Below are 25,379 nucleotides of genomic sequence, written 5' to 3'. Positions count from 1 at the left end.
GACCTCATTGTGATTTGATTTTGCAGCACGACTTAACCTCAAAGAAGAATACCTATGAAAATATACGATACTAAAACCGCACCCTCGCCAAGACGAGTACGCATTTTTTTGGCTGAAAAAAACATCCCAATGGAATACGTACAGGTAGATCTGCAGAAGGGAGAAAATATTTCTCCACAAATGCGCGCCAAAAATCCAGTTGGGAAAATACCTGTTCTTGAACTAGACGATGGTACATGTATTAGTGAAGGTGCGTCGATTTGTTTATATTTTGAAGAATTGTATCCAGAAATTAACTTATTGGGTAAAGACCCCTTAGAAAAAGCCACGATTGACATGTGGCACAGACAGGTTGAACTGTACTTTTTTGGTCAGGTTGGCATGTGTTTTCAACATAGCACCGGTTATTTTAAAGATCGCATGACTCCCGTTAAAGAATACGGTGAAGTTGCTGGTAAAAACGCTGCTAGTTTTCTCAATGTATTAGAAAAACGTTTGGGGAGTTCTGAATATATTGGCGCTAACCGATTCACTATTGCCGATATTACAGCTTTGTGTGCGGTGGACTTTGCTCGTGTAGTGAATATTAAAATTACTGATGAACAACCAAACCTGCAACGTTGGTATGCAGCCGTGAGCAGTCGCCCTAGTGCCAAGGCTTAAGTTTAATGTTTTGGGCTTCGCATCACACCTCATGAGATGTCACTGCACTCAGTTTGATATTGTCTACTATCGCTACATAGTAAAACGCCACTAGAAAGTGGCGTTGTGACAGGCTCTAATCTCTCCATCTCTTTGTCATGTCATAGTAGGCATCGATTCTACGGTCTCTAAAATAAGGCCAGATTCGTTTGATTTGTTCTGTGCGATTGAGGTCAATTTCGACTATCAAGTTTTCTTCTTTATCACTACTCGCTTGCGCCAATATTTCGCCCTGAGGGCCCGCAATAAAACTCTGTCCCCAAAACTGAATGCCGGGATCGCCAGCTGCGGGGGACGCTTCAAATCCAGTGCGGTTGGCGACCACTACGGGTAATGAATTAGCCACCGCATGAGAGCGTTGTATGGTCTGCCATGCATCATGCTGGCGAGTTTGTTCTGCTGATGTGTCATTTGTGTCCCAGCCAATAGCAGTGGGGTAAAACAACATTTCAGCACCTGCCATTGCCATCAACCTTGCTGCTTCTGGATACCATTGATCCCAACAGACCAAAACTCCTAGTTTGCCTACGCTGGTTTGAATTGGCTCAAAGCCCATATCGCCAGGGGTAAAATAAAACTTCTCGTAAAATCCAGGATCATCTGGGATATGCATTTTTCGATATTTACCGATCAAACCCTGCTGGCGATCAAAAACTACAGCGGTATTGTGATATAAACCAGAGCCACGTTTTTCAAATAGCGAGGTGATAAGAACAATGTCTAATTTGGCTGCAAGGGCCGCAAAATAATCTGTAGCAGCACCAGGTATGGGCTCTGCTAAGTCGAAATTATCAGTGTCTTCTTGCTGGCAAAAATACAAGGTACTATGTAACTCTTGTAACATCACCAGTTCGCAACCCTCTGTCGCTAGGGCGCTGATTTGTTCGGCACTACGCGCCCAGTTCACATCTTTGTTATTGCCGGCAACGGCTTGTTGTACTACGCCGATTTTTAAATTTCTTCTATTCATAGACACTGACTCCAGTTACGAAGGATTGCAAAATCTCTGGTTTAAGTATGCCACAAGGTATTTGCATACTTATACAATGCAAACTTCCAAATTGTTGCACTAGGGGCAGGCAATTTATCGGCACAATAGTAAAATCTGGATAAGCTTTTTGTATAACCTGCATGGCTAATTTATCTTCTGTTTGTTGATAAATAGGGCACAAAATATGTTGGTTAGAAATCAAAAAATTGGCATAAGACGCGGGAAGTCTATCACCCTGTTGATTTACTATGTGGGGTAGTGGTAATTCAAATATTTTATGAGTGGGTAAAACTTGACGACATTCGTTAACTAAGTCGCTCAACCCTTGAAAATGAGTGTCGTCCGGGCGATTAAATGCCGACTGAATAACTAGGCCATTATCTGGGGTAAAACGTACTAATGTATCAATATGCCCGTCTGTATCATCGCCCTCTAAATGCCCATTTCCTAAAATAAAACTTTGTTTAGCTCCTAAAAACTGCTGAAAATCATCTTGGTAGGAGGCTATAGTCTTAGCACCATTACGCTTAGGGTTCGTTAAGCAAAGTTCGGTAGATAACAAGGTGCCATGTTGATCAATTTCTAAGGCACCACCTTCAATGACTAAATCAACGGATTGAATACCTTGCTGGCACAGTTGACTTAAAACCTGCTGATTTATTTTGTTGTCTTTAGCAGCATCAAATTTTTGTCCCCAACCATTAAATACAAACTCTATTGGTTGTAAACCCGATGCATTTACACAACTTAAAAATCCGTAATCCCTTATCCATGTATCGTTATAATCAGCTTTGACTATTAACACTTGACTGGAATTTTCTAATTTTGATAAACAATTTTTAATTTCACCATCACGTACTAACAACACCACATTAGTATTAGCTTGGTTAAGTGATTGAATGATTTTTAGATAAACGCTTTGCACATCAATTAGCCAGGGCTGCCAATCCGTATGTTGATCAGGCCATACCAGCATTACGGCTTCTTGTTGAGCCCATTCGGGTATTAGTTGGTAGTTTTCAGTCATGCCATTATTCGTTTAAAAATTTTGGGGATTATAATACCTAGATCCCTTGCCGTCTTGTTTTGCAGCATTTAGATAATAAAAATTTAATCAGACTTGAATTAACCCTAGATAAAGAGGGAGCTATTTCCTAGTTGGGCGTGCTCTCAATGCAATTTAGTGGCTTGGAAACTGTTAACAAGGCTTAACAAACAACGATTACCAAGGTCATTTTGTGTCTTGTTGAGTCGCTTTTTAGACTGATTGTTATTAATTTCTTTGTTTTAATTCTTTTATGGAATAAGTGGTTTTGAAAAAACTACTATTTTCAATTAGTTACCTCAGTTACATAAAATTAACTCTTTGTTTTACATGAGTTTTACTACTTCTATACAATAAAAATACAGAAATCTATTTGCCGATCAGTCATAACTACCCTGCGGTTTGTGGCCGTATTTTTGAACTAATTGGAGAATACTAATGAAAAAACTAATCGCGTTATCTATGGCTTTGTGTGCACTGAATGCGAGTGCAAAATTGGGTTCACCGGATAAGGTGAAATATGCAGGGGATTTATCTTACGCTAATTTTTGCGAAGCAGTCGTTAAAGACGATGTCAAAATGCTTAAACAAAGCGTCAGAAATAAAGTAGGAGTTGTAGCGGGTAGCAACCAATCTGTTTTGAAAAAATTAACCGCAGCAAATGGCATGTCATGTAATGGGGTTGATCTTGTATCTTTCTCAGAGCAGCGCAACGCATCCAAGGTATTTAATTACCTTTCTAATGCAAAGTGAGTGGTATACAGAAAATAAAATTGCCAGTCCATAACATCGATAGTGGGTTATGGGCTGATTCTAATTAGCTCACTTTAATGATTTTTTTGACAAGCTGTAGAAACGATTTGATTGAACGTTGCTGCGTATTGGTACAATTTTTTACGTAAACTTAACTCGCTTTCTGACCTTAATTCATCACTACTATTAGCCAATAGTCGAAAACCACATTGTTGTTGGAGGCTCGATGACTCATTGTCGAGACCCGGAAACGTTGTGACTCTTCCTGCAAACGCCAACAAGGTAAAGTCTTGCTTATCAATGGCTAAATTGGCGTCGGCCTTGGGGTCGGCATAGAGTAACCAATTAAGGTCATTCGATTGGCGCATATCGTTTTCCTTTCTTTGATTCTCGAGTGTTGCTTCAGATTTTTGAGATAAAGAAGTCGTAGTAATTTGACTACAGCCAAGGGATAAACAAGTTATCGCAGCGGCAAACATTATAGAAACTATTCTATTATTCATAATTGCCCTTAGTGGGTGATTGATATAGTTTTATGGAATAACAAAGCAAAGCCAGTAGGCTGAGTAGTAACATACTTCCTCCTCCAGAACCGCCGGAATCGCCAGACACCACCGGAACCGAATTAACTTGCACATTTAGGCTAGCTTCGTCTGTTAGTGACCCGTCTGATACAACATAGACTATTGATTCGCTGCCGCTAAACCCTACTGCTGGGGTATAAGTTAATTGTTGATTCTCAATGGTAATTTGCCCTGAACCTGAATAAGTAAATGAGGTGATGCTGAGCGCATCTAGGTCCACGTCAACATCATTACTTAATACGTCAATAGTTGTAGTCTCACTATTTTGTTGAATCGACACTGTATCATCATTGGCAACAGGTGCGTCGTTGACCGCCATGACTTGCACTTCAAACGCCAGTACGTTGCTATCTGCATTGCCATCGTTAACCAGCACTAATGCGGTTAAGGTACCATTAAAGTTAGTATCTGGCGTCAGGATTTGTTGCTCAGCACTATAATTATTACCCTCTTGGATTATCAGGGTAAAGTCTTCAGGGTAGGCCGAATCAGGGTCGATGACGCTTAAATCAGTAAAATCAAATTGAGTTTGAGTGTCTTCGTTAATGATCAGGACATCCTGATTATTGGCGCTAGCTATGGGCGCGTCATTCACTGCTAGTACTTGAATTTGAAATATCAATACATTGCTGTCCAATTCGCCATCATTAACATATACGGGCACAGTTAATACACCATTAAAGTGAGCATCAGGTGTCAAGGTTTGTTGCTCGATGCTGTAGTTTTCACCGTCTTGAATTGTCAAAGTGAAGTCATCTGGATAGCTCGAATCAGGGTCAATGACGCTTAAATCGGAAAAATCAATATTCAACTGTGTGTCTTCGTTAAGGCTCAATAAGTTCTGACTATCAGAGGAAACAATAGGCGCGTCATTAACCGCCACTACTTGTACTTGCAGTGTGTACACATTGCTGTCTAACTCACCATCATTTATCACTACTGGAACGGCTAAGGTGCCGACAAACTCAGCATCAGGAGTCAAAATTTGTTGGTTAACACTATAGTTGTTGCCATCTTGGATCGTCAGAGTGAAGTCATCCGGATACACAGAATCGGGATCAGTGACATTCAAATCCGCAAGAACTATTTGCCGCTGCGAGTCTTCGCTGAGGGTAATGGTATTCTGGCTGTCGATTGTAGGGGCAACTGGGTCAACGCCAATTATAGAAAATACCCCGTCGCTAACAGTGTAAAAAACGTTGTCGCTGCATTTTAGAAGCAATTTTGCTGCTGCACTCGTAATATTAGGTGCTCTCACATTTTGCTGGCCATCATTGGGTGTCTGCAATTGCACTATGGTTTCTGTAGGGTTATTGGAATCAGCGATGAGTACAATATCCACATTGGCACAATTGATGGGGGAGGTGAGTGTATCCCCCATATTCCACGTGACGGTCTGCTCAAACAGTGCTTGCCATTCACCTGGTGTATCTATACTGAATGATTCGCTGCTGCTAGCCACAGATATGACTAGGTCTTGCTGGTTTACGCCGCCTTTATTATCTCTTGCCGTCAACCTAAAGCGCATATCTCTGTCGGTGGTGGCATAAGTTTCGCCGAGTGTTGTTTGCCCTGAAAGTACGTCACTTAGGTTAGGGAAATAACGCTGCGAATCACTGGTTGGGTTATAAGAACGAAATAGTGGATTGTTGCCGTTGTCACTATTTAGTTCACTTAGACTTGAAGTGGCCCCTTGAGTGCCCCCATTGTCATATTGTTCCCAGTTGTAAGTTAGCAAATCATTGTTTGCGTCACTAGCCGTTCCATCTAGCACAAAAGGAGTTGCTGCCGGTATGGTATAAGCATTTTGTGATAATTGAACTTGTGGAATGGCGTTATCAATTTGGGTCTCAACTCCACAGCGACTTCCAGAAAAACTGTCAACATAGCTACGAATATCTTGAATTGATTTTGAATGAAAATAAGGATCGCTGTTGTTTTGTAAACTTTGCGACCCACAAATACCAGCATAAGACATAATAGTTGAGCCGCTACCCGGTTCGTACGCCGAGTCAACAGACCGCGAACTTTGCTCACAACTGGAAGAGTTAGTTGCGTTAAAAGTGTGAGCTGCTCCCAATTGATGCCCCAATTCATGGGCGACTAAATCGATATAAAAGCGTTCACCCTGAGGGTTGTTTAAGCCAGTATAGCCTTGGGCTTTATATTGACTGTTACATACCACTCCTACGTAGGCCAACCCTCCACCATTTGTGCCGAGTACGTGACCTATATCATAGTTTTGATTGCCAATAGCGTCATCAACCACGCCCTGATTGGCCTCAATATCAGACGCCGCATCGGCATTGGTAAAGGGGTCACTAGCGGCATCAAAAAAGATAATATTTTGGTTATCAACTAATTCAAATTGTAAGGCCAGATCGACCAAAACAACCTGGTTGATGCGGTTTACCAAATTCATCAATTCCGCCACTACATTTCCGGTGGTGCCCCCTAATTTTTGGCTATATTCCCCTGTGGTGCTAATAGCCAGTGAATAGGTACGCACTGAATCGCCTGTGGTGATAACCTTCTGCGCTAATTCAGGAGCTTGGAAAGTTTGTTCCGCCAGCAAAAAATCAGCTGTGGGTGCGGCTTCTGAATTTGCGGGGGCATCTTTATACCAATAACTCGCATATTCTAACGTTTCATTTTGGTATCTTGGCGACAATAACATCCATTGATTGTTGTACCGAAAAAAGCCAAACAAGCCGAGATGGGAAATACTAAACCGGCCGATATTTTCGGGGTGATCCACTTGCTGTGCTTGGTATGTCATAAAGTCTGCGTATTGTTTACCCAGCTCTTCACTTAAAATAGGTGAGGGGCTAAGTGTAACTGAAATGTTCACTCCGTTAGGAAGAGGCACACTGATCTCAGTTGTTAAACTAACTTGTGAAAAGGTGTCAGATAACTGCGACTTATTTATTTGCATGAACCTTGCGCTGTCGGCCATAACGCGCAAGGGTTTAAGATTGTCTGATTTTGCTAGAGTGGATTTATCTTGCCATAGGGTGTCAGCGTAAATGGCAAAATGAATAAAGCTGAGTGTTAATAATATAAAAAACTGACGAATAATTATACCCATGATGACTTCACTGAACTTTGCATACATACCTCTACGACTAATCTAAAACTTATCAAGTGCCAAAGTGCAATAGCTATTATACCTATACTACTTCAAAATGCGCGTTTCAGAACAATTAGGGTATCCATTTCAATACGCAACAATGCCTTAATTTAGATCACTTTTTGAATTGGCATAATGAATAGCTAGCGTGTTGTTATTGTTTCTTTTAGGGCGGCAGTATAATTTATGCTGAGCAGACTATGTTTGATTGAGCGGCTTTTGTTTTGAAAGTAAGGAGTCGAAAATAGCCGCCTAGTCTGTTTTGGGTGTAAGTAAATGTTCAATCTGTTGAATGGCAAATTCTACCTGAGCAATTTGCTCTGAATCAGATAAAGTAAAGTTTAACCCCAAAATACTTTTAATATGAAATTCGCCTTTCAACAGACTAAAAAACGTCACCGCGTACTTATAGGCGAGTTCCTCAGTCATTGAGTGTTCAGCAAACTTCAAAAAACATTTTGCCAAATATTCCAAGTTATGTTTTGGACCCGCTTGGTAGAATAACTCCGCCACTCTAGGATTGCCGTTAACTTCGCCTATTATGACCCTATAAATGGCAATCACCTTGTGGTCATGTAGTAACTTAACTATCTGTAGACCTCGTTCTCGCAATACCTGAATTAAATCGTAATTTTCACCTGATAAATGTCTGTCATCTAGTTGGTATTCTGCACACTTGTCCTCTATTACAGCTAAGAATAATGCTTCTTTATTATTAAAATGAGAATAAACCGTTTGCTTTGAAACACCTGATTGTTTGGCCACCATCTCCATAGAGCAGCCACTAAAACCAAACTCCAAAAAAAGGTCGCTAGCTGCTTCAAGTATTTGTTTACGTTTTTCAGCGCTTTTGGGCCTACCAGCCTTATTTGTTTCTTTATTCAACAATGATAAACCTCTTTTGGCCTTATAAAAGTATTGGCAACCTGAATATTAAATACTATTATATATCAAACTAGACAGTCCAGTATTTATTTAAGTGGATTTCAATTAATCAAATCCAGCAGGAATTTTATGACAAGTACCCCTCAGTTGCCACAACAGCCAAGTTATAAAAAATACTTGGTTTGGTTGCTGCCTTTCATTGCACTGGTGGCTCTAATTTTACTCATGAAAGCTTCCGGTAGTGGCCAGACTCAGCAAGCACCAACGGAGGTTAAAAAGCATTTAGTGAATGTTATGCCTATCCAATGGCATCAACAATATGTGCAAAAATATTTGATAGCTGGCCGAGCAGAAGCGCCACAGATGGCGGCTATAGGTTTTGATTTATCGGGCTCTGTAGTGAATTTATTGGTAGATGAAGGACAACAAGTCATCCAAGGGCAAATTTTAGCTGAATTGGACACACAAAGGCTTATGGCGCAAATGACTGAGTTATCTGCCATCTTTAATCGCGCAAATTCGGATGCTAACTTGGCCAAGTTGTCCCTTAAACGCGTGATTGAACTGGTTGATAAAAATCTTGAGTCAGCGCAACGTTTAGATGAAACAACAGAGTCAGTTAATGCCGCGAATGCTTTTTCGGATGAAATTTTAGCCCGTAAACAAAGTCTGCAGGTTGAAATAAGTAAAACTAAGTTGCGGGCGCCTTTTGATGGCAGTGTTGTTAACCGATTAGTGGATAAAGGGGCTGCAGTAACTGCAGGGCAAACCATATTTACGCTTCAACAAAACGGGCAATTAGAAGTTAGGTTTGCTTTGTCAGCTGATTACGCCAATCAACTTGCCATAGACCAAGTTGTCACTGTGTTGTCTCAATCCTCTCCCTTGTTAGGTAAAATTAAATCTATTGCGCAGCAACGCAGATTAGATACACGCACAGTGGATGTCATCGTCAGTTTGACAGAGCCAAATCGGTCTATTTTGCCCGGAGATTTATTAAATTTTGCTATCAATAGTGAAGTAAATTCGACGGGGTTTTGGGTGCCACGAAAAGCCTTAGTGAGTAGTGTTAGAGGGCTGTGGAGTCTGTTTGTCGTTGAAGCTATAGATGGCGAATTGCAATTAGTGGCTAAGCTCGTTGAATTGTTACACGCAGATGACAAAAAAGCTTTTGTAAGAGGGGCTTTACAAGATGCTGAACTGGTAGTGATAGAAGGTGTTCAGCGTTTAGTGCCGGGACAAAAAGTGCTAGTGGCTGAGGGCATTACAACTAACTCAGTTGCAGGTTTATTATAATGCCACAGTCAACGCATTCAAATAATCAGTCGTTTCCTTGGTATAGCCTGTTTTTCCGCAATGGGCATTTGTTAGTGCTAAGTATTATGGTGTTAGTGGTCGCTGGTTTGTCTGCTATTAACAATATCCCACGTTTAGAAGATCCGAGAATTGATACCCGTAATGTGTTGGTGATTACGCCGTATCCAGGGGCATCATCAGAAAGAGTAGAAGCACTTGTCACCGATGTGATTGAAGATGAACTGAGGCAACTACATGAAATTAAAGAAATAAAGTCAACCTCCCGCTCTGGCACCTCTGTTGTGTCTCTTGAATTACAGGCATGGGTAGACAACAGCACTAACGAACAAATTTTTTCTAAAATTCGTGATGGGATAGGCAACGCAAAACTCAAATTTCCTCAAGGAGCAGGGGACCCTTTACTGGATGAACGCAGAGGAGCAACTGCCTTTACAATGCTGGTTGGCCTTCAACCAGCAAAAGGTTATGACACCCCTTTGTCTATTATTAGTCGAATGGCAGACCATTTATCCGACCAACTACGCAATGTACCCGGTACTGAGTTGGTGCGAGTTTATGGCGAGTTAGACGAAGAAATTCGCGTCACTATTGACCCACAGCAACTGACAAGTTCGGGTTTAAGTATCAGCCAAGCGAGTGATTTAATTGCTAGTGCCGATCCTAAGGTTCCGGCTGGCATGATGTATTCGCCAGAACAAAATATGCGTATGCAAGTTGCTCAGGAGCTTGATAGTGTTTCTGCCATAAGAGATTTACCGCTGCGAGCAAATGAACAAGCTGGCTATTTACGCTTAGGGGACATAGCCAAAGTAGAAAGAGGGGCTCGCTCACCTGTTAATGATATAGGATTGGTCGATGGGCAACAGGTCGTATTTGTTGCATCACGCATGCAAACCACCTTAAGGGTAGATACATGGACAGCCAACGCTAAGGAAATTGTTAGACAATTTAATAGTCAATATGGAGGTACAGTAGAGGCAAATATTGTGTTTGAACAGAATATTTATACACAAACGCGTTTGTCTGAATTGACTACAAATCTGCTACTCGGAAGCTTAGTGGTAATGGCCGTGGTGTTTGTTTTTATGGGCATAAAGGCATCATGGATTGTTGGTTTGTCATTGCCTCTATGCGCGGCCTTTGCCATTTTTTCATTGAGTTTTTTTGATGAGCAAATTCACCAAATGTCAATTTTTGGCATCATCATCGCTATTGGTTTGCTTATTGATAATGCGATTGTGATTACAGATGAAATTCGCAGTAAACTCGTCAACTCTGATATCAGTCGTATTGATGCATTAACGCAAAGTATCGAGCATTTATTTGTGCCTTTATTAGCGTCAACTTTGACCACTATTTTAGGCTTTATGCCCATTTTTTTACTGCCTGGCAATATTGGTGATTTTATTGGGTCAATCGCTATTAGTGTGGTGATGGCATTGATCGGCTCGCTATTTATTTCTCTGACTATTATCGCAGCGCTAGCCGCTCGGTTTTTATCTAGAAAATCAGAAGTATCATCTGCGTGGTATTCCATTGGTATTCAAGCACCCGCTATTAGTCTTGGGTACAGAAGCTTTCTTGAAAAATCCCTTAAAAGACCTTTGTTTGCGATAGTGGCTTGTATTGCGATTTCTGCTTCTGGATTTATGTTAGCAGGGCAACTGGGTAATGTGTTTTTCCCAAGCGCGGACAGAGATCAATTTGAAATTTACTTATGGATGCCAGAGGGAACCGCAATTGAGGAAACTCAAAATGTGGTTATAAGTGTGGAACAACTGATCCGCAAAAAACCACAGGTGGTGCAATTAAGTTGGTTAGTGGGTGGCTCATTTCCATCTGTGTATTACAACCAAGTCATGAATAAAGATAACTCATCGCATTATGCAAACGCGGTAGTAAAAGCAAAAAGTGTTTCCGATGCGAAAATCCTTATAGGTCAATTGCAATCTGAGTTAGACCAAGTCTACCCCGAAACTAAAGTTGTGGTGCGGGCTTTTGGTCAAGGTCCCCCAGTACCTGCACCCGTTGGGCTTAAAATATTCGGGCCAGATATCAATATTTTAAATACCTTAGGTGAGCAAGTTAGGTTGGCAATGTCGCAAACACCGGGCATATCCCATTCTATTGCCTCTGTTACTTTTGGTGAGCCCGAGTGGGTGCTTGAAGCAACACAAGACGCAAGTCAAATGGCGGGTATGTCCTTAGTCGATATTTCTCAGCAACTACAGTATGCATTAGACGGAAAAGTAGGTGGTTCGATATTAGAAGGTACCGAAGAAATACCTATCAGAATTCGAGTTGGAAAGGAATTAGGGGGGGAGTTGCCACAAATCCAAGCTTTGCCTCTGTTGAGTGAAAAACTCGCTAGTCAAGGTATATGGATGCCAGTATCCGCCTTGGGTCAATTTGTATTAAAACCTACAGTGGCAGGTATTACCCGACAAAACGGCGAGCGCGTCAATAATGTAGAGGCGTATTTATTGCCAGGCGCCACCGCTATAGATGTCAGTCAACAAGTATTAAAAACCTTAGAAGAAAGCAATTTTAGTATGCCAAAGGGGTATCGTTTCAAAATGGCTGGTGATGCGGATAAACAACAAGAGGCACTGGGTCAACTCGCTACTTATGCCCCTGTGTTGTTAATGTTGATGATCACCACACTCATTTTATCATTTCGTAGTTTGCGGTTGGCCTTAGTGATAGGGTCTGTGGCGATTTTATCCGTGGGATTAGGTATGTTCAGTCTTTGGCTTTCTGGGCTACCTATTGGTTTTAACCCTTTACTGGGGTGCGCTGGACTCATAGGTGTCGCTATTAATGGTTCAATTGTAGTGATTGCTGCAATAAATGCTAATCCACAGGCAAAAGCAGGGGATATTCAACAAATTGTTAAAGAAACAATGGGTTGTAGTCGGCATATATTATCAACAACTTTCACAACTGTGGGTGGGTTTATTCCTATGTTGTTGTTTAGTGAAGGAACGTTTTGGCCGCCTCTTGCTGTTGTTTTGGCTGGCGGAGTGGGCTTTTCGGTTATTTTATCTTTAGTGTTTACCCCTTTAGTTGTGTCTAAGTTAAATAGAGCTGCACCGAGCATTTAACTCAAGTGTCACAGGTAAATAGCAACACTTATGGTTGCTTGATATCTATACTGCGAGTTAGGATAAAACTTCACATGTAGTTTATGAGCAATGACTTTAGGTAATTGGCAAAAGTTAGAATGAAAACCGCTAAAAAAAACCTGTTAAGCTGGTGGCATACTGATTGTGTGAAGTGCAAGCGGATCAGGGCCATAGTTATTTGGGCAGTTCTCAGCTGTCTTATTTACCTTTGGTTTTTGGGATGAATAAAAGTGAATTCAACTGGTAAGTATGGTCATCTATGCAAGATCTTATTGAAATCAGGAGCCAAGCAAAACGCAATATAATTGTCAGTGCTATGCTTGGGCTAGTTGGCCTGTTTTTGGCGAGCATTAGTTTTTCCATTCTGCCGAAATCATTATTCCTAATTGGTATCTTTTTGACTTGTGGGTCACTTGTGACATTGCTAATCGCTTGGCTCAAATATAGAGAGCCACAGTTCAGCTTTCTTATATCTAGAACATCTATTCTTTACAAGCATAGGCATGGCCAATGGCAGCTTGATTGGAATAATATTCAGCGCATTGATGTACCTAAAGTCACCCAAGGATTACAGCGTATTCCCTTGGATATGGTCGCGATTAAAATTAAAGACTACTCAGTCTTTTTGAACAATGTGTCGCCACGATTAATGACTAATATTTTAATGGAGCAGCGTTCTTTACTATTCCACGAAATGCCCGCTTCGAAAGATTGTGCCAGTGGCACCTGTCATAGTGATGACATGTTAGAACATGATTATTTTAAGGATACCAAGGGGATAGAGTACAAAGGGATTCAAGCCATGTTTGCTAATCGTATGCTTAAGTTAAGGGCGCGTTTAGGATATGATCTTTATGTCTCAGGTTCCGAGTTAGATCGACCTGAGCAGGAATTTGTTGATTTGTTGCGACAATGCCACCTTCGAGTATTATCGGCTCCTATGAGTAGCTAAAGCAGTAAACTGCCTAAACAATATTCGCTTTTTTTACTGCTAATAAAAGGTTAACGGATTCACTCTTTAGTTTGCTCATCCTTAAATTGGCGAGCTCAAATTGTTTTCGTTTTAACGCACCCTCCATATCACTACACAGTGTAAGCATCGCGGGAACACCTGTATAACAACATACGCCGTGTAATTGATGCACTTTGGCCTGCATCTCGTCATAGTTTTCGACTTGATTCGCTTTTTCAATAGACGCTACCAGCTCAGGTAATTGTTGTACAAATTGCTGCAAGATATCTTTAGCTGCATCCTCATTTTGATTCGCGCGTTTAAGTGCGAGTAACCAGTCAAAACTGGGGCGTTCTTCGTTTATTGGGTCAGCTACTTGACACCAGCGTTTTATCAGGTCTATTAAATCTGACAAGTTGATGGGTTTGGGCAAGTAATCATCCATTCCGGAAGCCAGCAGTCTATCTTGCTCTTCTTTAAACGCATGAGCTGTAACAGCAATAATAGGGGTGCCTAAATTTAAATCTGTTTGCCTGATCTGTTTGGTCGCTTCTAATCCATCCATGTTTGGCATTTGTACGTCCATCAGGATCACATCAAATTCATGTTCCTTACATTGGGCAACGGCATCGGCACCACTATAAGCCAAGGTAAGCTGCAAATTGGTGTTTTTTAGCCAAGTAGTGAGTAACCGTAAGTTTATTTCCATATCATCAACAGCCAATACCCTTGCAGTGGGCAAATCGACTAAACGTTGTTGTAATTTATCAGTGGGGTTTTCTATTGGTTCATGTAATAAATCGTTGAGTTTACCTAAGGTTAATGGCAAGCGTATTTTATGAGAAAAATACTGTGCGAGGTCGCTACGATTTGACAACGATTCTATGCCAGAATATAACAATACCGAATCATCTGTATTTAGGTGTCGTGTGGCTTCTAAAATACTCGGTAAAATATTCTCTTTGTTATTTGGCACACATATAAGCACTAAATCATAATACTCTTTTAGCTCTCTTAGATAAGCCAAAGATTCCACACCAGTCACGTTTGCGCCTAGATATGTCAGCATCTTTACACCACAATGGCGAGATTGCGGGAAAGGGTCAAAATATATAATTTTCTTGTTTTGCCATTCACTGTCTGGGCTGAGGGAAAGGTTGGTGTTCAGTAAGTTACATCTGATTGTTACAGTGAAGGTACTCCCAGAGTTTGGCATGCTTTGCAAGGTTAGTTCACCTCGCATAAGTTTGACTAATTCTTGGCAAATCACTAAGCCCAAACCTGTTCCTTGATATGATCGACTCAGCGCGTCATCAACTTGAGAGAAAGCGGAAAACAGTTTTCTTTGGTCTTCGCGACTTATGCCTATACCAGAATCTTCAATTTTAAGAACTAGTTCGTATATGCCATGATTTCGTTCTTTACCGCTGGCTGAAAGACTAACAAAACCTTGATCTGTAAATTTAAGTGCATTTCCCAGTAAGTTATTCAAAACTTGCTTAATACGATAACTATCGCCAATCAGTTTTTCTGGTAAAGGCTCTAAGTTGTAAACAAACTCTAGATTTTTTAAATGAGCAGACTTGGCCATCACACTGACCATATCTTCTAGCATATCGTTAGGTGAAAATGGATGATTGTTAATTTTTAACTTACCGGCTTCAATTTTGGAAAAGTCCAAAACATCGTTCACAATACTTAATAAATTGTCTGCCGCAGCATTGATAATACTCACCTGTTCTTGTTTTTCTGGTGGCAGTGAATTTGAATGCAACTCTTGACTAAAGCCTAATATAGCGTTCAAAGGAGTGCGTATCTCATGACTCATGTTGGCTAAAAATTGTGACTTTACATTACTTGCTGCAATCGCATCTTTGCGAGCAATATCTAAACGCACATTTTGTTCTTCGACTAGTTCAATATTATTTCTGAGATCTTCAGTCGTTTGTTCTACCTCTAGTTCTAATTGATGACGGCTTTTTTCCACCAAAGCCAGTGAAAACAACACCGCCTGAATAAAAATGCCTAGCTGAAAACAATAAGCGGTGAAAAAATTTGAAGGTAAAATACTCGCCAGGCCCAACATATTAATAAGGGTCAAACCTGAAAATATACTCCAGCCAAAAATAAAGTATCGGGCGACATAAAATTGATTATTAAAGCTCTCAAAGCCTGAGTAAGTGAAGCAAGCTATGGCGACAATAATTGTCAAATAAATCAAACCGCTTTGCCAAACTGGAGGCAAGGTGTTTAATATCGATAACACTCCCAAAATAGCTAAAGCAGCTATTATTAATTTAATATAAAACAATGAGTTAGGGTGGGAATTTTTCATTTCTAGAAAAGAAATAGTAAATAATCCCGAAAGAATACCGATAAGCACATAGATCAAGTCAGTATGAGCACTTACCCATAGTGTGATTGCACTGGACAAAAGTAAATGTGAATGGCCACCCCAAACAAACTGCCAGATTAGAATAGAAAAAATATAGCCAACATATGCCAGTAAACTATTTTGCCTTAATCCTATGTACAGAATAAGGTTGTAAAGGGCCAACATAAAAAGCCCACCGTAAAACAAACCCCATATTAGATTGTCATAAAAATTAGCTTGTTGATGAAGTATTTGTGTTTGTATATCAACGGGCGCAATTAGAGTAGAACGTTGGCTCTCTATGCGCACAAATAAGTCAATTGTTTGTGCATAAGGCATATCAAGTTTCAAGGTTGGAAAACGATACTCGGGGTGAGGACGGCTAGTACCGTGACTAACTTGACTCCAAACTTCGTTATCTAGTAATACGTAAATGTCTACTTTTTCCAGTTGCGTAAATGCAACATCTATTACCCATTTTTTGTTGTCGGTAACATTACTAATGGTGGTATGTAACCACACCCCCTTGTCGGAAAATCCATAGTTGGGGTTGTCTCCAGGTTGCCAAACAAATTCATCAAGTTTTTGTTTGACTTCAAAAACGTCTAATCGCTTGTCTGTTTCTCTATATACCTTCAATTGTGATGAAAGCCTAAGCGCCTCATAGGTAGAAATTAACTGCACATTACCTTGCGCATTTACCAACATAGGCAGTGACAACAAAATTAAAAGTAAAAATCTGCAAACAAAAAGCAACATCTAATTCAGTCAGTATGGTGGTGAGTAACAACATTAAACCATCCGACTAATACTTATGGCAAACGTTAGGGCCCATTGACCTTTAATATATTGCTGATAAGTACCTTAAAAAGAGCTCAATATAGAAAGAAACAATGAAAATTGGTTATTCAAACAAACTGTTTTTAAAGCCTAACTTGCTTACCAGTGAAAGCATTTTGTGTAAAACTCTATAGGATCAGCTGCCGGTCATAAGCTATTTAATCGCCTAACTTGGTGACTCATCTCAGTCATAGAATAATTAAGTGACGAGACAGTTACGGCGCTATACACACCTAGTTATGAAAATAAATGACTTCAGTCTCGATGACATATGAAAGAACAACTGGTCTTCACTTTATTTTGATGGGGAAAGATAAACTTAGTTGATGTAATCAGCGTCATTTATAGGGTAATCTATTCATTAGAATAATGAAGTCTTAGGTATTATTCACTTGCAACCAACAATTTAAAACAAGAAGAACTGGTAAAAAGTCAAACATGAGTCAAGAAACCATTATCAATAAAGACGGCATCGAACAATTGACGATGCAAAGGTTCACTGAAGAATCTTACTTAAATTACTCTATGTACGTCATTATGGACAGAGCATTGCCACATATTGGTGATGGCTTGAAGCCAGTGCAAAGACGAATAGTGTATGCAATGTCTGAACTGGGTTTAAATAACGCAGCAAAATATAAAAAGTCAGCAAGAACTGTGGGTGATGTCCTAGGTAAATTTCATCCACATGGCGATTCAGCATGTTATGAAGCCATGGTGCTGATGGCACAGCCGTTTTCTTATCGATATCCATTAGTTGATGGGCAAGGAAACTGGGGCGCACCCGATGATCCTAAGTCTTTTGCCGCGATGCGTTATACCGAGTCGCGTTTGTCTAAGTTTAGTGAGGTGCTGCTCACGGAGTTAGGTCAAGGCACTGTTGATTGGCAGCCAAATTTTGATGGTACTTTAGACGAACCAAAAGTATTACCAGCCCGTTTACCGCATATTTTATTAAATGGCATTACTGGTATTGCAGTGGGTATGGCGACAGATATTCCTCCCCACAATGTGCGTGAAGTCGCCAATGCTTGTGCCCATTTGTTAGACAATAGTAAAGCCGAATTACATGAACTATTAGACTTTGTTCAAGGGCCTGATTACCCAACAGATGCAGAAATAATTACGCCAAAAGCTGATATAAGCAAAATTTACGAAACTGGCCGTGGTTCAATCAAGATGCGCGCAGTGTATGCTGAGGACAATGGTGACATTATTATCACAGCTTTGCCTCATCAGGCATCGGGCGGTAAAATTCTTGAACAAATTGCTGCACAAATGCAGGCTAAAAAGTTACCTATGGTGAGTGATTTGCGAGACGAGTCAGATCACGAAAACCCAACTCGTTTATTAATTACGCCGCGCTCTAATCGTGTTGACGTAGAACAACTGATGCAACATTTGTTTGCCACAACAGATTTAGAAAAAAGTTATCGAGTCAATATCAATATGATTGGCTTAGATGGCCGACCTCAAGTTAAAGACTTACGAAAGATATTAACTGAGTGGTTAAGCTTTAGAAAAGATACAGTTATACGCAGGTTGCAATTTAGATTAGATAAAGTACTTGCCAGACTGCATATTCTTGAAGCATTAATGATCGCTTTTTTGAATATTGATGAAGTGATTCGAATTATCCGTTACGAAGAAAAGCCTAAACAGCAATTGATGGAGCAGTTTAAATTAACGGATATTCAAGCAGAAGCCATTCTTGATTTAAAACTACGTCATCTTGCTAAATTGGAAGAAGTCAAAATCCAAGGAGAACAACAAGAGTTAGCCAAAGAACGAGACGCACTGCAATTATTATTGGGTTCTGATAAACGTTTAAAGACACTGATCAAAAAAGAAATATTAGAAGCCGCAGAGATATACGGTGATGATAGGCGTTCACCAATAGTTGCGAGAGGTGAATCTAAGGCTTTGTCTGAAAAAGAGTTGATTCCTTCAGAAGCTGTGACTGTTGTGCTATCTGAAAAAGGCTGGGCCAGATGTGCCAAGGGCCACGATGTAGATGTTGAAGGACTAAGTTACAAAGCCGGTGATAGTTATCAAGCCAGTGCTAAAGGGCGAAGCAATCAACAAGTTGTATTTCTCGATTCTTCGGGTAGAGCATTTTCTTGTGATGCTCATGGTTTGCCTTCCGCTCGCAGCCAAGGAGAACCATTAACTGGACGGTTTAATATTGTCAGCGGTGAAAAGGTTGAACATCTAGTGATGGGCAATGATGAACAACAGTATTTAATGGCATCGGATGCTGGTTACGGCTTTGTCGGTAAATTTAGCGATATGGTAAGTAAAAACAAAGCAGGCAAAGCCTATTTGTCATTGTCTACAGCGTCTAAGATCATTGGCCCTCAGCCAGTGTACGATCTAAAAACAGATTGGTGTTTGGCGATTTCCAATGAGGGCAGAATGTTAATGTTTCCGCTACGTGACTTACCAAGCTTAGGTAAAGGTAAAGGCAACAAATTACTGAGTATTCCTTCAGCAAAAGTCCAAACTAGAGAAGAGTTTGTCAGTGTGTTGGCTGTAGTGCCTCAAGGCGCTAACGTTAAGATTTTAGCGGGAAAACGAGGTATGACGTTAACTGCAGCGGATCTTGCTCATTATCAGGGAGAACGAGGTAGACGAGGCAATAAATTACCTAGAGGCTTGCAACGGGTTGATGGTGTTGAAGTTGAAAAATCCGGGGTAGCTCTTAACCCAACTGATGAATCAGGTTCGACTGATGTCAATGATATAGACATGCCTGTTCAGTAATATCCTCGCAGTTGAGTGGGCGCAATGATTTCGTCCACTTTTCTTCTTTGCTATACAGCTTTATATGCAGCACATTTTGGAATATCTATTGAGGATCAAAATAGATGTCGAAGGTTTATTTTAGATATTTGCTAACATTTTGTTTATTGGGGCTTATTGATAGCGCATCTGGAGCTGAAGACCCAATAGTGATTATGATTGGAGTGGATGGCTTGCGAGCAGATACCTTAGAACGTATGCATGCGCCTAATCTACAGTTATTGGCAGACGTGGGTGTAAGGGCCAATATGATCCCCGCCATGCCCACTAAAACCTTTGTGAATTTCTATTCTTTAGCTACTGGTTTACATCCAAAACATCATGGAATGATTTCTAATTATCCTTTTGACCGAGAATTAGGCCGTAAATTTAATCGTCAAACTGACGTAACAGACCCTAAGTGGTGGGGCGGTGAACCTATTTGGATCACAGCTGAAAAGCAAGGAATAAAAGCAGCCACTTATTTTTGGGTCGGTTCAGAAGTGGAGATTGATGGTGAGCGCCCCTCTTTTTGGAAACCCTATCAAAAAAATAAAGACTAAGGTGAACGTGTTGAAGAAATACTAGGGTGGCTTGCTCTTCCTGACTCAGAGCGTCCAAGTCTAATAACCTTATACTTCTCAGCAGTCGACACCGCGGCCCATGATTTTGGTGTAGATTCGCCGCAAGAACGTGAAGCCGTTGTTATGGTTGATAAACACATAGGCCATTTATTAATAGGACTCAACCGGTTAGGACTTAAAGAGCACGCAAATATAGTGGTTGTTGCGGATCATGGAATGGTCAATCTGTCTGACGAAAGGGTGATCAATCTTGATCCACTGATAGATTTATCGGCTTTTAGAGTCCCTGACTGGTCAACTAACAAAACCTCGGTACGTGCCCCATTCTTGAATTTGTATACAGAGCCTATGTTAGTGGATGCAGCATTCAAAATCTTACACAAAGCTCACCCTAAAATGCGGGTTTTACGCCGAGGCTCTTTTCCCGCTGAATACCATTTTGACCACCCTCAAAGGGAGCCGGATCTAATGTTACTCGCTGATTCAGGCTGGAGTATTTATGCTAGTAGCGACAAAAGTCAGCCACAATCGATGCTTAAATTAGGTCGTACCTTTGCGACTCATGGATATGACAATCAAGATCCTTTGATGCAGGCTACCTTTATTGCTAGCGGCCCGGCTTTTAAGAAAAAAATGACTGCTAAGCCTTTTGATAACATAGAAGTCTACGGTTTATTGGCCTGTGCCTTAAATATTAAACCTGCCAAGACCGATGGAAATATTAAGAATGTGGAATATTTAATGGAAAAAGAATGTCTGCCAGCCGTTGAATAAGTGACACTAGTGAAACAAAATTTAGATTAAGATTATTTTTTAAGAATGGCAAATACGACTATTGTAAGGGGTTGAGCTTAAGATGATTTTCGCCCCTTATTTGAAGTTTTGGCGATGTTCTTGAATTAAAGTTACTTAGGTTCTATTTCCCGTACATGTCGTCTGACCGATAGTAACGAGCCTGCCAGGCCGAGGAACACCGACAAGCCTAACATCCACAAGAAAGTAGAGAAGTCAGCACCGGTTAAATTAAAATTCTTTTGATATAATTCGCTAACCACACTAATACTGCTGCTCATCCACCATAAAAGTAAAATAACCGCGACCCAAGCCAACAAGCCCCCTAAAAATCCATACCAAAATCCAGTATACATAAAAGGCCGTTGAATAAAGGCATCAGTAGCGCCGACCAGTTTCATCACTAAAATTTCATCCTTTTTACTAAGAATGTTTAGTCTTATCGTATTGCCAATAATAAGTACAACAGCTAAAAATAACAAAAGAGCAATGACTGTGACTAAGTCTTTGACGACATCTAACAACGCATGTAGACGTTCTAGCCATTCAACATCCAGTTTACCAATATCCACTTCTCTTTCATTTTTTAACTTGTCTAACAATAATCGAGCGGCTACAGGGCTTGCATGGCGACTTGTTGGAGTAACTAAAATCACATTGGGTAAAGGGTTTTTATCTAAGTAGGCAATGGCATCACCAAAGCCTGATAATTGCTTAAATTCGTCAAGTGCTTGGTCTGCTGAAATATAATTTATTGAATCAATTTCTGGCCAAAGTTGGATACGTTTTAGCAGTTGATCTATATCACCTTGACTGGACGTGTCTTTCAAAAACAAAGAAATTTGTGAGGCTTGTTCCCAACCGGAACTCATATTCTCGGCATTTTTTACCATCACATATAGGGTACTAGGCAGGGTAATACTTAAACCTAATACACCAATTGTCATAAGTGATGCAGCCTTTGAACGCCATAACTCGCCTAAGCTACCTAGTGCTTGTCGGAAGTGACTGACAAAAAACATGATAAAACGTTGGTAAGTCGATATTTGCGAGATTTGTGCGCCTTGCACTCTACCTTGAAACAAAATACTCATTTGTTTGACCTTAGAGGTGAGGGGGCAACATTTATGTTAATCAATAACTTACACATAGAGGTCGTCACTCTGATATTCGTCGGTTAAACCATCGGTTATCATCTGGCCTTTTTTAAGTGTCAGTGTCCGATATTTCATGCGTGCGATTAATCCAAGATCATGGGTTGCGATAAACACCGACACACCTGCCTGATTAAAATCTTCAAATAATCGAATAATTTCCATTGATAACTTGGGATCCAAGTTTCCAGTTGGCTCATCAGCTAATAATAAAGGGGGTTTGTTGACCACGGCTCTGGCAATACCCACTCTTTGCTGTTCACCACCTGACAACATAATGGGTAAATTTTTGACTTTGTCACTTAGGCCAACCATTTCTAATGCCGCATGAACACGTTTAGCTGTTTCTTTATGGGAGTAACCTTCAATAATTAATGGTAACGCCACATTGTCAAATACACTTTTGTCCATTAATAACTGATGGCTTTGAAAAATCATACCTATATCACGGCGGATATAGGCAATTTGTTTTCTTTGGATGTTACTTAAGTCATGCCCATTGATAAGTACTTTACCTACTGTAGGGCGCTCCATAATCGATATCAGTTTCAGCAAGGTACTTTTTCCGGCGCCTGAGTGTCCGGTTAAAAATGCCATCTCCCCTGGTTCAATATGGAAATCGACCTTTCTTAAGGCTTGTTGTCCGCCGGGGTAGGTTTTACTGACTTGTTCAAACTTAATCATAGATGGCTTAGTTTGCTAATTCTTGCTGATTATCAGACTCGATAAATAACGCATTTACAAAATCTTGGCTATTAAATGGTCTTAGGTCATCAATGCCTTCGCCAATTCCAACATAACGAATAGGAATATTAAATTGGTCGGCAATTGCAAAAATTACCCCTCCTTTTGCAGTTCCGTCCAATTTGGTTAAGCTTATTCCGGTTAAGCCAACTGCTTCATTGAATAATTGGGTTTGGCTCACTGCATTTTGTCCGGTACCAGCATCTAGGGTAAGCATAATTTCATGAGGTGCTTCAGGCGCAATTTTCTTCATTACTCGCACTACTTTTTTAAGCTCTTCCATCAAGTGATCTTTGTTTTGCAATCGACCAGCGGTATCTGCAATCAATACATCAATGTTTTTAGCTTTGGCTGACTGAAATGCATCAAAAATAACCGATGCACTGTCTGACCCGGTTTGTTGTGCTACCACTGGAATATTGTTTCGCTCACCCCAAACTTGCAGTTGTTCAACTGCTGCAGCTCTAAAGGTATCACCTGCGGCTAACATGACTTTTTTGCCTTGCTGCTGAAATTGTTTTGCCATTTTCCCAATAGTGGTGGTTTTACCAACACCATTGACTCCCACCATTAAAATAACGAATGGGCCCGATTCGGCTTTTAGCGTTAAAGGGGACTCTACTTTCTTCAGAATGTCAGCCATTTGTTCTTTGAGTAACTGATATAAGGCATCTCCGTCCTTCAACTGTTTGCGGTCTGAACTTTCAGTTAAATGTTTGATTATTTTGACTGTGGTGTCCATTCCCACATCGGCAACTAATAACTGGGTTTCTAATTCTTCAAATAAATCATCATCAATGGATTTACCGCGAAATAAACTAACAAATCCACTACCAATACTTTCTTTAGTACGGGACAGACCGCGTTTTAATTTACTGAAGAAACCAGTTTGTTCTGCATCTTGTTGTTCGATTGATGGTTTATCTAGTGGGTCTTGTGTCGTTTCATTATTGGTTACTAAGGTGTTTTCTACTGATGGCACATTTTCGATGGCGGATTCTGTAGTAACATTTTCAGATTCAGCTTTAGTCGATTCTTTTTCCTTTTTTGAGGATTCCACAGCCATAGTTTCGTTATAAGAACGAATGTTTTCGAAACTAGCGAGATCTTCTTTTAGGGCTTTTGGTATCGGGGATGGCGCGTCTAAATCGTCCCGCGACTCAACTGTTTCTTGCTGTGTAATTTCATCTATGGGTAAAGTGCTAGTGTCGTTTTCAGAACTATTATTCTTTAATAATTCTGGTTGTGAATTTACTTGTTCATCCGTCTTTTGAAGAGGGGTGTCATTAACAACAGGAGACTCTTCAGGTTGTTTATCTTTTTTGAGCCATTTGAAAAACTTTGACATTCCGGTGAGAAATCCTAGGTAATTGGGTAAACTATTTACATCATTTCATAATAATAGCATTTCTATACCAAATGAAGCGAGGCGAAAAACAATCGTTAAACAGCCGTAAGCTAGGTAGCTCAAAACCTAGTGGTATGGTTCGAATTATCAGTGGCCGTTTTCGGGGGCGTAAATTACCTGTTCTAGATGTGCAGGGGTTACGTCCAACTACAGATAAAAATAGGGAAATGTTATTTAGCTGGTTAATGGCCTATACCTCTGGTGCAAGTTGCTTAGATGCATTTGCGGGGAGCGGCGGATTGGGATTTGAAGCTTTGTCACGCTATGGGGATAATTGCACTTTTATCGAATTAGATAAAATGGTGGCTAAGAAAGTAGCAGATAATATTCAATTATTGGGTTTATCTTCACAGCAGGCAAAAATAATTCAGGGGAATACCTTAGATGTACTCAATAGCTTGAATCAGACCTATGAGTTAATTTTTTTAGATCCACCTTTTAATCAAAATCTACTGCCTGCAACAATCGAACGTATTGTTGACAAATCTTTGCTGGCTATTGATGGTGTTATTTACATCGAATGTGAAGCATCAGGCAAAGGTTATTCAGTGCCTGAAAACTGGCAAATGATTAAAGAAAAACGCAGTGCCCAGATTTTGGCTAGAGTGTATCAACGTATCGATTAACCCTATATTTCTAACCCTATGTTGGTCATGCCTTCTGCGGTGGCCAACTGCTTTAACTGTTTACAGCTTTCCGAATTTTTAGGGCATTTTGATAACAAGATTAGCAATTCTTGCTGAGTTTCAATTTCCCATTGCATCAACGGATGTTGTTTAATTTCCATGTCAGTGATGTCTCCCTCAGAGCTTGCTTCGATAAAGGCTTCCACTCCACCTTGGGATAACTTGCTAACCACCACCGCGCCTTGAGGATCTTCCCCTTGAATCAATAAAATGCACGCAGACATAGACATGGCGACGTCAATTGCGGGAAATACACCGTAATTGTCGAAGTCGCTAGCATCTGGCACCAGCTCTTCAATTTTTTCTAATTGCGCTGTGAAGTTTATTTTAGCTTTTGGTACAGCTAACCATTCCCAAATAGCATTTAAACTGTTGCGATATTGCGCTGGGTCGGCAAATTCAGTGGCTTCACAAAAAAGCACATAATTAGGTAACATTCGTTCTAATAATGTGGCTGAAAATGCTACTGCGTGCCAACCTTCTAGTTCTCTAACTTGCTGGAATATGTTTAGTTTTTTATTCAAGATCATTC

17 protein-coding genes and 1 pseudogene are annotated in these 25,379 nt (G+C 40.4%); 8 read left to right on the top strand and 10 right to left on the bottom strand.

Annotation, left to right across the window (positions count from 1 at the left end; genetic code table 11):
- The first annotated feature begins 54 nt into the window (after positions 1 to 54).
- Entirely contained in the window at positions 55 to 663 is a 609-nt protein-coding gene (locus AAC000_RS01010; protein ID WP_339719288.1) for a glutathione S-transferase family protein, read from the top strand.
- Between the two features lie 115 nt (positions 664 to 778).
- Here AAC000_RS01010 and AAC000_RS01005 read toward each other — a convergent pair whose 3' ends face one another.
- Both AAC000_RS01005 and AAC000_RS01000 read right to left on the bottom strand, forming a co-directional pair.
- Positions 779 to 1,672 carry a carbon-nitrogen hydrolase gene (locus AAC000_RS01005; RefSeq protein ID WP_339719285.1) on the bottom strand — a complete coding sequence of 298 codons (894 nt, stop codon included), beginning with the start codon at positions 1,670 to 1,672 and terminating at the stop codon, positions 779 to 781.
- Positions 1,665 to 2,720 carry an agmatine deiminase family protein gene (locus tag AAC000_RS01000; protein ID WP_339719283.1) on the bottom strand — a complete coding sequence of 352 codons (1,056 nt, stop codon included), beginning with the start codon at positions 2,718 to 2,720 and terminating at the stop codon, positions 1,665 to 1,667. The genes AAC000_RS01005 and AAC000_RS01000 overlap by 8 nt, the downstream gene beginning before the upstream one ends.
- 456 nt (positions 2,721 to 3,176) lie before the next feature.
- Between AAC000_RS01000 and AAC000_RS00995 the strand changes: the two genes are divergently transcribed.
- Positions 3,177 to 3,491, top strand: coding sequence for a hypothetical protein (locus AAC000_RS00995; protein ID WP_339719282.1), 315 nt, complete (start codon positions 3,177 to 3,179; stop codon positions 3,489 to 3,491).
- Between the two features lie 74 nt (positions 3,492 to 3,565).
- On the opposite strand, the gene AAC000_RS00990 is transcribed toward AAC000_RS00995, so the two are convergent.
- The 3 genes from AAC000_RS00990 to AAC000_RS00980 all read right to left on the bottom strand — a co-directional run bounded on the left by AAC000_RS00990 (position 3,566) and on the right by AAC000_RS00980 (position 8,090).
- Entirely contained in the window at positions 3,566 to 3,994 is a 429-nt protein-coding gene (locus AAC000_RS00990; RefSeq protein ID WP_339719281.1) for a hypothetical protein, read from the bottom strand.
- A complete protein-coding gene (locus tag AAC000_RS00985) occupies positions 3,987 to 7,163 on the bottom strand; it encodes a reprolysin-like metallopeptidase (RefSeq protein WP_339719280.1) in 3,177 nt (1,058 codons plus the stop codon). The genes AAC000_RS00990 and AAC000_RS00985 overlap by 8 nt, the downstream gene beginning before the upstream one ends.
- A gap of 294 nt (positions 7,164 to 7,457) precedes the next feature.
- On the bottom strand, positions 7,458 to 8,090 hold the full coding sequence (locus tag AAC000_RS00980) for a TetR/AcrR family transcriptional regulator (RefSeq protein WP_339719279.1): 633 nt from the start codon (positions 8,088 to 8,090) through the stop codon (positions 7,458 to 7,460).
- A 129-nt stretch (positions 8,091 to 8,219) separates the two neighbouring features.
- Here AAC000_RS00980 and AAC000_RS00975 point away from each other — a divergent pair, with 129 nt between their 5' ends.
- From AAC000_RS00975 to AAC000_RS00965, 3 genes are all read left to right on the top strand, one after another.
- Positions 8,220 to 9,386, top strand: coding sequence for an efflux RND transporter periplasmic adaptor subunit (locus tag AAC000_RS00975; RefSeq protein WP_339719278.1), 1,167 nt, complete (start codon positions 8,220 to 8,222; stop codon positions 9,384 to 9,386).
- The gene (locus tag AAC000_RS00970) at positions 9,386 to 12,511 is read left to right on the top strand and encodes an efflux RND transporter permease subunit (RefSeq protein ID WP_339719276.1); all 3,126 of its coding nucleotides are present in this window, start codon (positions 9,386 to 9,388) and stop codon (positions 12,509 to 12,511) included. Before AAC000_RS00975 ends, AAC000_RS00970 begins: the two co-directional genes overlap by 1 nt.
- A gap of 280 nt (positions 12,512 to 12,791) precedes the next feature.
- Complete coding sequence (locus tag AAC000_RS00965; protein WP_339719275.1) at positions 12,792 to 13,484, top strand: DUF2982 domain-containing protein; 693 nt, start codon at positions 12,792 to 12,794, stop codon at positions 13,482 to 13,484.
- 13 nt (positions 13,485 to 13,497) lie between these two features.
- Here the strand turns inward: AAC000_RS00965 and AAC000_RS00960 are convergent, their stop codons facing one another.
- Positions 13,498 to 16,497, bottom strand: coding sequence for a 7TM diverse intracellular signaling domain-containing protein (locus AAC000_RS00960; RefSeq protein WP_339719274.1), 3,000 nt, complete (start codon positions 16,495 to 16,497; stop codon positions 13,498 to 13,500).
- A 639-nt stretch (positions 16,498 to 17,136) separates the two neighbouring features.
- On the opposite strand from AAC000_RS00960, the gene parC reads away from it, so the two are divergent.
- A complete protein-coding gene (gene parC / locus AAC000_RS00955; protein ID WP_339719273.1) occupies positions 17,137 to 19,461 on the top strand; it encodes a DNA topoisomerase IV subunit A in 2,325 nt (774 codons plus the stop codon).
- 104 nt (positions 19,462 to 19,565) lie between these two features.
- Positions 19,566 to 20,837 (top strand): annotated as a pseudogene (locus AAC000_RS00950) (ectonucleotide pyrophosphatase/phosphodiesterase).
- 131 nt (positions 20,838 to 20,968) lie between these two features.
- Here the strand turns inward: AAC000_RS00950 and ftsX are convergent.
- From ftsX to ftsY, 3 genes are read right to left on the bottom strand one after another with little or no spacing between them, the layout of a single operon-like run.
- On the bottom strand, positions 20,969 to 21,949 hold the full coding sequence (gene ftsX / locus AAC000_RS00945) for a permease-like cell division protein FtsX (RefSeq protein ID WP_339719271.1): 981 nt from the start codon (positions 21,947 to 21,949) through the stop codon (positions 20,969 to 20,971).
- A gap of 48 nt (positions 21,950 to 21,997) precedes the next feature.
- A complete protein-coding gene (gene ftsE, locus AAC000_RS00940; RefSeq protein ID WP_339719270.1) occupies positions 21,998 to 22,693 on the bottom strand; it encodes a cell division ATP-binding protein FtsE in 696 nt (231 codons plus the stop codon).
- A 7-nt stretch (positions 22,694 to 22,700) separates the two neighbouring features.
- Positions 22,701 to 24,101: a signal recognition particle-docking protein FtsY gene (gene ftsY, locus AAC000_RS00935; protein WP_339719268.1), complete on the bottom strand. Its 1,401-nt coding sequence runs from the start codon at positions 24,099 to 24,101 to the stop codon at positions 22,701 to 22,703.
- Between the two features lie 71 nt (positions 24,102 to 24,172).
- On the opposite strand from ftsY, the gene rsmD reads away from it, so the two are divergent.
- Entirely contained in the window at positions 24,173 to 24,787 is a 615-nt protein-coding gene (gene rsmD / locus AAC000_RS00930; protein ID WP_339719266.1) for a 16S rRNA (guanine(966)-N(2))-methyltransferase RsmD, read from the top strand.
- 2 nt (positions 24,788 to 24,789) lie between these two features.
- Here rsmD and AAC000_RS00925 read toward each other — a convergent pair whose 3' ends face one another.
- Complete coding sequence (locus AAC000_RS00925) at positions 24,790 to 25,374, bottom strand: YjaG family protein (protein ID WP_339719809.1); 585 nt, start codon at positions 25,372 to 25,374, stop codon at positions 24,790 to 24,792.
- Positions 25,375 to 25,379 lie beyond the last annotated feature (5 nt).

It is taken from the genome of uncultured Paraglaciecola sp. (assembly GCF_963977085.1).
Classification (GTDB): Bacteria; Pseudomonadota; Gammaproteobacteria; order Enterobacterales; family Alteromonadaceae; genus Paraglaciecola.
Note: the sequence above shows the minus strand (reverse complement) of the source record. Positions and strands in the feature narration are given on the sequence as shown.